Annotated in this window: 10 protein-coding genes and 1 pseudogene; 3 read left to right on the plus strand and 8 right to left on the minus strand. The window is 69.3% G+C overall.

Annotation, left to right across the window (positions count from 1 at the left end; translation table 11 throughout):
- Window positions 1-12: 12 nt before the first annotated feature.
- Window positions 13-675 carry a hypothetical protein gene (locus R2S09_RS15790; protein WP_316741601.1) on the minus strand — a complete coding sequence of 221 codons (663 nt, stop codon included), beginning with the start codon at window positions 673-675 and terminating at the stop codon, window positions 13-15.
- A 313-nt stretch (window positions 676-988) separates the two neighbouring features.
- Between R2S09_RS15790 and R2S09_RS15795 the strand changes: the two genes are divergently transcribed.
- Entirely contained in the window at window positions 989-1,540 is a 552-nt protein-coding gene (locus R2S09_RS15795; RefSeq protein ID WP_306185004.1) for a YciI family protein, read from the plus strand.
- 111 nt (window positions 1,541-1,651) lie between these two features.
- On the opposite strand, the gene R2S09_RS15800 is transcribed toward R2S09_RS15795, so the two are convergent.
- A complete protein-coding gene (locus tag R2S09_RS15800) occupies window positions 1,652-2,071 on the minus strand; it encodes a DUF4240 domain-containing protein (protein WP_316741602.1) in 420 nt (139 codons plus the stop codon).
- A gap of 316 nt (window positions 2,072-2,387) precedes the next feature.
- On the opposite strand from R2S09_RS15800, the gene R2S09_RS15805 reads away from it, so the two are divergent.
- Both R2S09_RS15805 and R2S09_RS15810 read left to right on the plus strand, forming a co-directional pair.
- On the plus strand, window positions 2,388-3,386 hold the full coding sequence (locus R2S09_RS15805) for an ATP-binding cassette domain-containing protein (RefSeq protein WP_306185000.1): 999 nt from the start codon (window positions 2,388-2,390) through the stop codon (window positions 3,384-3,386).
- Window positions 3,383-4,168 (plus strand): ABC transporter permease, encoded by a 786-nt coding sequence (locus R2S09_RS15810; protein WP_306184998.1) that lies wholly within the window; start codon window positions 3,383-3,385, stop codon window positions 4,166-4,168. The genes R2S09_RS15805 and R2S09_RS15810 overlap by 4 nt, the downstream gene beginning before the upstream one ends.
- A gap of 118 nt (window positions 4,169-4,286) precedes the next feature.
- On the opposite strand, the gene R2S09_RS15815 is transcribed toward R2S09_RS15810, so the two are convergent.
- The 6 genes and pseudogenes from R2S09_RS15815 to R2S09_RS15840 form a co-directional block, all read right to left on the minus strand.
- The gene (locus R2S09_RS15815; protein WP_316741603.1) at window positions 4,287-5,030 is read right to left on the minus strand and encodes a TetR/AcrR family transcriptional regulator; all 744 of its coding nucleotides are present in this window, start codon (window positions 5,028-5,030) and stop codon (window positions 4,287-4,289) included.
- A 366-nt stretch (window positions 5,031-5,396) separates the two neighbouring features.
- Window positions 5,397-5,591 (minus strand): hypothetical protein, encoded by a 195-nt coding sequence (locus R2S09_RS15820; protein WP_316741604.1) that lies wholly within the window; start codon window positions 5,589-5,591, stop codon window positions 5,397-5,399.
- Window positions 5,591-5,935, minus strand: a pseudogene (locus tag R2S09_RS15825) (SRPBCC domain-containing protein); the annotation flags it as partial. The pseudogene R2S09_RS15825 and the gene R2S09_RS15820, both read right to left, overlap by 1 nt.
- Before the next feature lie 18 nt (window positions 5,936-5,953).
- The gene (locus R2S09_RS15830) at window positions 5,954-7,591 is read right to left on the minus strand and encodes a transposase (RefSeq protein WP_316741606.1); all 1,638 of its coding nucleotides are present in this window, start codon (window positions 7,589-7,591) and stop codon (window positions 5,954-5,956) included.
- A complete protein-coding gene (locus tag R2S09_RS15835; RefSeq protein ID WP_316741607.1) occupies window positions 7,584-8,159 on the minus strand; it encodes an IS607 family transposase in 576 nt (191 codons plus the stop codon). Before R2S09_RS15835 ends, R2S09_RS15830 begins: the two co-directional genes overlap by 8 nt.
- 225 nt (window positions 8,160-8,384) lie before the next feature.
- A complete protein-coding gene (locus R2S09_RS15840) occupies window positions 8,385-8,726 on the minus strand; it encodes a metalloregulator ArsR/SmtB family transcription factor (RefSeq protein ID WP_316741609.1) in 342 nt (113 codons plus the stop codon).
- Window positions 8,727-8,888 lie beyond the last annotated feature (162 nt).

The following is an 8,888-nucleotide window of genomic DNA, read 5'->3' on the forward strand; positions in this document are numbered from 1 at the left end:
GCAAAGGATTCCTCAGGTGATGCCCAGGCGTTCCAGGACTCCGCTTCCAGTAGCGCTGGGAGGGCCTGAGCTGCCACTGAGCGGCGAGCCCCACATGGGGTCATGCCATACGCTGCCGGCTGAGTGCCCGAGCAGGTGCTGTGCCGTGATCGGGGTGGTGTCCTGCGGGGTTCCCACTGCCTTCAGGGCGGAGTTGAGCCTCGTGGTCGCCCCGTCCGGCAGGGCATGCTCTCTGAGCAGGGGAAGGAGCAGCAGGAGGCGGGCGGAGGTGTCCTCGATCCCTCCGGCCACGGACGGACTGTAGACGATGCGAACCAGTTCTCGCCACGTCAGCGTGTTCCCGTTCAACGCCCCCTCGCAGCCGACGAATTGGCGTGCACTGCTCCAACTCGGATGGGTGAACAGGTAGTCGATTCCATGGTCGCCGACAAGGTTGCGGTAGACCACCGTGGCCTTGTGTCCGCCCTCGATCGGCACCCGGAACACCGGCCACCGCTCCGGGTCCATGAGCACCTCCGACATGGCGTCGGCATCGGCTCCGTCATCGCCGAACCACTCCGGCTCAGCACCCGCATCACAAGACGGGCCCCACAAGTGGTTCGACCAGAAGCCCGGACGGTCCACCAGTGGCTCTCCGGCTACCAGCGGGCCGCCGTTGTATCCCTCGATCAGCACACCGTAAGCCTGCCATCTGCGACTGACGGAGTTCGTTCCGGGCGCCGACGCGGAGGTTCGGCAGCAGCGGGAGAGCCCTCGGTGCCGGGGTTTGTCGGCTATTGCGGCACCAGGGTGATGTCCGCCTTCGCCCAGGCCGCCTTGTACGCAGATGGGCCGACCACCGCATGGACGGCCTCGTGGAACCCCTCACCGCCGCCCTCGAACATCCGCTACGCGGAGTCGGCACGCGTGCTGCCTGGTGAGGCCGGCGAGCGGTCATCGCGGTGAAACTCGCTCGCCCAGGTCGCCTCCTTGAAGAGACCCTATGGGCATGGAGTTCCTCTGCTACCACCGCGACCGACCCGGCTCCCTGCCGCTGCGTGACGAGCTGCTGGAAGAGCATTGGTCCTACATGGACCGGTACGCGAAGGAGATGATCGCCCGGGGCCCGACCCTCGCCGACGACGGCGACACACCCACCGGAAGCGTGCACATCGTCGACCTGCCCGATCCCGCCGCTGCCCGCGCGTTCGCCTTCGACGAGCCGAACTACCAGGCCGGCGTCTACCGGGATGTGCTGCTGCGCCGGTGGCGCAACACGCTGGGGCGCACCATGTGGGACTTCCCCGGCGGCCGCACCGGCGGCAGCCGGTATCTGGTGCTCGGCCTCGGCACGGGGCAGGCCGCCGATCTCGCGGTGCCGCCCGACCGGGACGAGTTGATCGCCTACGGGCCGCTGCTGTCCGACGACGGTGCCACCTGGCTGGGCACGGCGGTATTACTCCGGGCGCCGGACCCGAAGTCGGCACGCGCCGTCCTGACCCCGGACCGGTACGCCGACATCGAGGTGCACAACTGGCAGTTCGGCGGGCGGCCCTCATGACGGAGAACGTCCAGGGCGACGTCACCGCGGAAGTCCGTCGGACAGCTCAGCAACCTCCTCTTTCACCCGAGCTCACGGATGGACCGGCCTGACGCACACTGGTGGTGACGCTCAGTCCAGGTACAGGGCTGCCAAGCGCGGCAGCCGGCGGGCCGTTTCGCCTCGGTCGTCGAAGTCGAAGTCCCAGGTGGGGCCCAGCTCCGGGTATCGGATGGTGAACGCGTCGGCCGGGAGTTGCTTGCCGGTCGCCATGACATGTGCGTTCCAGACGATGTTCAACGCCTCCTCACCATCGAGATCGATGCCGTCGGTCGCCGAAGCTCGCACGCTGGGCACTTCTGCGAGGGCATCGGGATCGGCAACCACGCGCTCGAAGGCCTCGCGTCCCCGCGCGATCAGCCAGCCGCGGAAGTAGTCGAAGCCAGCGTCGGAGCATCCGCCGTTGACCGCGTGCGGCGGCCCACGGAACCGGTCCCGGGAGAGTGGCCCACCGGGGTACCCAACGCCGCCCAGGCCCGCATGAGTGGTCACCAGCGGTGTATCGGCACACCGGCGCAGCAGGGTCGTACGGTGCTCGGCGCAGGTGCCGGCATGCAACAGATGCGATCCCGATCGGCAGTTGCCGCACGAAGCCGCGTCCGCAGCTTGTGAAGAGCCGGACGGCCGCTCGCCCTGCGCATACGCGCACCGCTCGGGACGCGGCCGTCCCTCCCTGGCGGTTGGCATCGACAGCCTCGAACGGCGTAGAGACACGCACGACCCGCTGAACGAGTTGCGTACGGCGTACTCGCTTACGTACAGTAATATCGCGTACGACGTACTCACTTTATTTCGACGTGGAGAAGACGTGGACTCACCCATCGTGTCGGCCCAGGGCCTGCGGAAACGCTTCGGTGACTTCGAAGCACTGGCCGGCCTGGACCTGGCCGTGCCGCCCGGCACCGTCTACGGGCTGCTCGGTCCGAACGGCGCCGGCAAGAGCACCACCGTGCGGATTCTCAGCACGCTGACCCACCCCACGGCCGGGCGGGCCGCCGTCGCCGGCTTCGACGTGAGAGAACACCCCGGCAAGGTCCGCGAAGCCATCGGGCTGGCGGGGCAGCACGCGGCCATGGACGAAAAGCTGACGGGCCGCGAGAACCTGCGGGTCTTCGGCCAACTGGCCCGGCTGGGCCGGTCTGGCGCCCGGCGGCGCGCCCACGAACTGCTGGAGCGGTTCGACCTCACCGAGGCAGCCGACCGGCTGGTCAGCACCTACTCCGGCGGTATGCGGCGGCGCATCGACCTGATCGCCAGCCTGCTGCGCGCGCCGTCCGTCCTCTTCATGGACGAGCCCACCACCGGGCTCGACCCACGCAGCCGCCTGGAGATCTGGGCCATCGTGCGCGAGTTGGTCGCGGCCGGCACGACCGTGCTGCTCACCACCCAGTACCTCGAGGAAGCCGACCAACTCGCCTCGGCCGTGGCCGTGATCGACAGAGGGCAGGTGATCGCGGAAGGCACCCCGGCACAGCTCAAGAGCCGGATCGGCAGTCACATCGATGTCGAGGTGGGAAGCCAGGACGACCTCGCGGAGGCCATGGCCGTCCTCGAGCGGATGACCGGAGGAGAGCCGCAGGCACAAGATCTGCGCATCGTCACGGGCGTGCACGGCAAGGCACCGTCCGTGCCGCAGATCGTGCGCGAACTCGACGAAGCGGGGGTGGCCATACAGGACGTCGGAGTCCGCAGGCCCAGCCTCGACGACGTATTCCTCACCCTCACCGGTCGCCCCGCGGAGAAGCCCGCGGGACGGCGGACCGACGAACAGGCCAAGCAGGGCGAGAAGCGGGAGGCGGCAGCATGATCGTCCTGGCGGACACTCTCACCCTGGTCGAACGCAAGCTCCTCCAACTGCGGCATCAGCCCGGCACCATCGTCGCGATGCTGGTGGTGCCCGCGGTCATGGTCGTCCTCTTCGGCTACGTCTTCGGCAGCGCCATCCAGGTGCCGGGCGGCGGCAACTACCGCGAGTACCTCATGCCCGGCCTGTTCGTGATGACCAGCATGTTCGCGCTGTCCTCGGCGATGGTGGACGTCGCCGCCGATCAGAGCCGCGGGGTGACCGACCGGCTGCGCTCGATGCCCACCTCCCGCATGGCGGTGCCCTTCGGTCAGACGGGCGCGGACGTCGTCACGGGACTGTTCGGACTGGTCATCCTGCTGGCCTGCGGGCTGGCCATCGGCTGGCGCGCGCACGATGGCCTCGGCCGCGCCGTGGCCGCGGTCGGTGTCCTGCTCCTCTTCCGCTACACCATGTCCTGGGTCGGTACGTACCTGGGGCTGCTGCTCCCGTCGGAGCAGACGGCCGACTCGCTGTCACCCCTCACGCTGCCCCTCAGCATGCTGTCCAACGCGTTCGTGCCCACGGACGGCATGCCGGCCTGGCTGCGGGTGATCTGCGAGTGGAATCCGATCAGCGCCGCGGTCGCCGCGTGCCGGAAACTGTTCGGCAATCCAGGGGTGCCTGCCCCGGACGGCTCCTGGCCGCTCACCCACCCGCTGATCGCGACCCTGCTGTGGGCCGCGGTCCTCCTGGTGGTGTTCGTCCCGCTCTCCGTACGGCGCTCCGCCCGCGCCGGCCTGTGAACCCGCGCCTCGGAGCGGCTCCTCAACGCGGCCGTACGCGGCCGAGGACGGACAAACTCTGGGCCTGTGCCCTGACTTCCGTCGTTCGCGCGCAGCGCGGGTGCGGCGGAGTCCGTTCTCAGGAGCGCTCCATCGGTTCGTTCCCAGGGGGGCCGGACAGGGCCGGGAAACGGGCCTCGACACCGTCCAGCAAGATGGCGAGGCCGGCCTCGAACTGCTCGTCGTGGCCGCCGTGCCGCGCCTCGTGCACCAACCGCTCCAGGTACGGAAAGCGGCCGGTGGCCAGCAGTTCGCTCACGTACGGCCCCATCCGCTCCTGCCAGGCCTTGCGATCCTCCCCGGAGCGCAAGGCCGCTTCCCGCTCCGCCGTCTCGGCCTGGCTGGCACCCGTGACCCAGTGCCGGATCAGGTTCACGACGTGGACCATGTCGTCGATGCTCAGTCCGCGGCCGTCGACGAGCGCGAGGTCGCGCTCGTTGGCACGGAGCATGTTGGGGCCCATGACCGGCCGGCCGGCCATGGCGTGCGCAAGCCAGGAGTGGCGGCGCAACGTCTCCCGGTACCGGCGGGCGAACGTGGCCAGATCCGCACGGGCGTCCCCGGTCGGCTCCTGCGACTCAAAGCCGAGGGCCTGGTCGATCACCACGGCGTACAGGTCTTCCTTGTTCGGCAGATACCGGTAGAGCGTCATCGCGCCGGTGCCCAGTTCCTTGGCGATGCGCCGCATCGTCACCGCCTCGATGCCCTCAGCGTCCGCCAGCGCGATCGCCACCTCGGCGATGCGCTCACGGCTGTACGCGGGAGCCGGTCCGCGCGCCCCTCTTTCCTGCCGCAACCAGATGACCGGATTCGGATCGTTCATACGCCGATGGTAATCGCGTACAGCGTCCTCGATTACACCCTGACCCTGCCGCCGACGACGGGCATCGTCACCGTCCGCGCGTCCCCTCGAGCCGTGGCCGGACACCCCCGGAGCACCGGCCGGCACCGCTCCACGCCAACCCGCTTCTCGGAGTGCCGGTCGGCAAGAAGCCAGTGCGGGCCGCGCGTGCGAAGCCGCAGACGCGCCGCCCCGACCGGCCGGTACCGCCGATGGCCGGCACCGCCGCGATCGGGGCGGTTGTGCATCTGCCGGCCACCGCCATCGAGGAGGTCGGGGACCTGTCCTCGATGAGCGGCATCCTGGCCTGCGCCGCCTACCATCTGTTGTCGGCCTGGCGGCCCGGCCTCACCTCAGGTCCTCCCGGAAGAACCGCAGCGGGAAGATCCACTGCTGCAGTTCCGTCCACTGCGTCATCCAGCGCCGAACGTCCGGGTCCTCCTGCTTATCGGCCGCGAAGAGGAAGTCGTCAACGGGCACGGACCCGGGTGCGATGAAGCCGTCCAGCGACATCGACACGCGGAAGAACACCTTCCCGGCCATCAGCCCTCCGCCCCCTTCCGCGCGAGTTCGTTGACGTAGGCCGCCAGGTTGCTCAGGGTCTGCCGGCCGCCCTCGATCGCGTGGTACTTCTCGACTGCCTCGTCGCGCAGTTCCTCGGTGGGGAACACCGTGCGCATCACGATCCGGGTCGCCGCGCCGTCCAGCGCGAAGGTCAGCACCGACTCGAAGGCGTTCGGGTCGTCGCGGAACTCACCGTGCAGCAGCGCGATCCGCTCCGGCGGGGCGATCCGCAGCCAGCGGATCCACTCGGAGTAGTCGGTCCCGTCCGGCCCGTGCAGCACGAAGTCCCACTCCCCGCCCTCGCGGAACTCGAAGGACCGCGTGGTGGTGGTGAACCGTTCCTAATCAGTGAGCAGGAGTGAGCCTTGGACCCAATCCTGCGTAACTGGCGCGTCCCGAACGGTTTTGGATGCGCTGGTCGCCCGCGTTCGCTCCGCATCCGGCAACACGGATCGTGTCCGTGGTCCGGGGATGCGGGGGCGGGTTTCCTCACGTCCTCGGGTGCCGCGGCCGGCCTGGGCGGTCCGATGCCCCGCAGCATCTCTCTGGTGCTGCGGGGGCGGTGCCGTCCGTCGCCGGATGCGGTGCCCGAGGGCGCGTCGCCCGATCGCGACACTCGCTGCGTCGTGTCGGGTGGTCTTCCTGGTCTTGCTGGTGAGGGGCTTCTGCCAGTGCTGGGCGCCCCACTGGGAGGTGTAGGCCGGGTCGACGGCAACGATCGTGATCCCCAGCTCAGCGGCCATGGCCACGAGCCGGGCCCGCAGCCTGGAGACGGGCATGCCGGAGATCAGCTTGCGGAACCGCTTGCGGCGGCCGTGCTTCTCCCGGGTCTTCTCCACCTGGAAGTCGAGGTCTTCGATCGCGATGCTCAGGCCACGCGACGCGGCCCAGTGCAGGAGCCGGGTGAGGGCGTGCCTCACCTGGGCGTCCCGGTGCTGGGCGTTGCCGGACAGGTCGTAGAAGAAGCGGCGGGGTTCGCCGCACGGGTTGCCGTGGGCGTCGAGCCGCCACGCGGCGAGGTGATCGGCGTTGGTGTCCACGCCGATCAGGCCGCCGCTGCGGGCCTTGGCGAGGGACACGGTCAGAGTTGGCGGGATCGTCGACGACGCGGTCAGGTACCAGCGTCCGCGCTCCACGTCGTAGTGGATGCGGTAGGCCACGGCCCGGTTCGCCGAGACGCGGTCGGCCCACTCATCGCCCCGGTGGTGGAAGGCCACGGCGCCGACGAGGACGTACCGGCCCTGCGGAGCGTTCGCCAGATGCGCCAGCGGGGCCGGCAGCTTGAGGGAGACTTCGCCGCCCAGCGTGACGCGGATCGTCTCGTTCCCGAATCTCTTGCCGGACTCTCCGTCAGCGGCCAGGAACCAGCGCTCAGCCTCCCACCGCTCACGCCAGGAGTCCTCGCTCAGCCCGGCGGCCTCCACGTTGTGCCGCGTGTTGAGCAAGCCTTTACCGCCCCGTGCCACCCGGACACGTCCGGCTTCGCGGTCGGCCCGCTCCCGGATCAGCCGCTCCTCAAGCAGGTGCAGCCGCCGCGTCTTGGCGAACCACTCCTGACGGGTGCGGTAGCCACCCGGCGTCCGCTTTCCGCCCCCCTCACCCACCGGCAGGGACAACCGGTGAGCGATCGTCCGTACACCGGCCTCAAGGGACTGGATGTGCGCGACCTGGGCACGGCGGGAGAGCGCCCACTGGTCATGCGTGGCCTTCGTGATGCTTCCGGCCCACCGCGACAACGACTCCTGCGTCAAGGATCGTTTGCGCTCCGCCCACGTGTCCGTGGAGTGGCCCAGGCCATCAGCGCAGCGCCGCTTCAGGTCCTTCGATGCCAGCGAGCCGAGATGCGCGCCCACTGCCCGCAAGACCTTCTCGTCCTCGACGGTCAGGTGCTTGAGGCGGGTACGGATGGCGACGCCGGACCGCCCGAGGGCGACGAACGGCGGATCGATCGTCCGCAGCGGCTTACGCTGGTCAGCCATTCCGGGCCGCCTCCAGGGCCTTGCGGGCACGGTTCTTCGCCGACCGGCGCCCGTACAGGCGGGCGCAGAACGAGGTCAGCACCTCCACCATGTCGCGCACCAGGTCGTCCTTCACCTCGCCGTCATCGAGCACGACCAGGCGACGCCCAGTTGCGGACAAGGCCGCCTCAACGAGTCCGACGTTCATCCGGCCAAGCCGGTCCTTGTGCTCGACCACCACAGTGGTCACTGCCGGATCGGCAAGCAGCCGCTTCGCTTTCGAACGGGCCCCGTTCATGCCGGATGCGATTTCGGATTCGACCCGCACTACCCGGCCGCCCGCACTGGCCGCCCACCGGGTCAGCCGGCCGATCTGCCGCTCAAGATCTGCTTTCTGGTCGTGGGAGGAGACGCGGGCATACAGGCCCAGCCCACTGACCGCTTCCGGCGCGGCGTTCACCTCCACGTTCACCAGGATCGTGCGCGGGCCGACCCGCTGAGCCGGTACCGGCAGCGTCCCCTCACGGAACCAGCGATACGCGGTCTGCGGATGCACGCCCTGCGCCTTCGCCCACTCCGTGAGATTCATGCCCTGACAAACGACACTCGCTCATAGATGGTTACGCTCACTTACCCGACTTGGATAGCCAGCAGTTGAAAACAGCTCCGGACCCCACCACCGCGACAGGTGCCGGACCTCGGTGAACGCCTCGAACACCAGCTCCCGCGGGGCGTCGATGATCCGGGAGATCACGATTTCCCGGTCGGCCGCCGCCGGCTCCGCCCGCGTTTCTCGCCTTGTCCCTGCCATCGGTCATTCCTCCTGTCGTGTCTGCTTGAGGTCCTGCACGTAGGTGTCCAGCCGGTCGAAACTCTCGTTCCAGAACCGCTCGAATCCGCCGACCCACTCGTGGATCGGCCGCAGCCCGCGGGCTTCCAGGCCGTACAGGCGCTGCTTGCCCGCCCCGCGGACCCGCACCAGCCCCACTTCCCGGAGCACCCGCAGGTGCTTGGACGCCCGCGGCTGGCTCATCCCCAGCTCCTGGGCCAGGTCGGTCACCGGCCGCTCACCCGCCCGCAGCAGCGCCAGGATGTCCCGGCGCTGCGGCTCGGCAATCGCGTTGAACGCGTCCGACGTCGTCGCTGCTCGTGCCATGGCAGCCATCATATGCCTATATCGGAATGCATCAAGCCGGTCGGTCCAGGCGCGCCGCCGTGGCGTCATCTTCGTCCGCGGTACTGGCAGGGCCGAGATCAAAGCCCTCTGTGCGGTGTTGAAGCCCGTTGCGTCGGCGGTGGGCATGGCGAAGGCCGGTGT

The organism is Streptomyces sp. MK7, assembly GCF_032658145.1.
Classification (GTDB): domain Bacteria; phylum Actinomycetota; class Actinomycetes; order Streptomycetales; family Streptomycetaceae; genus Streptomyces; species Streptomyces spiralis.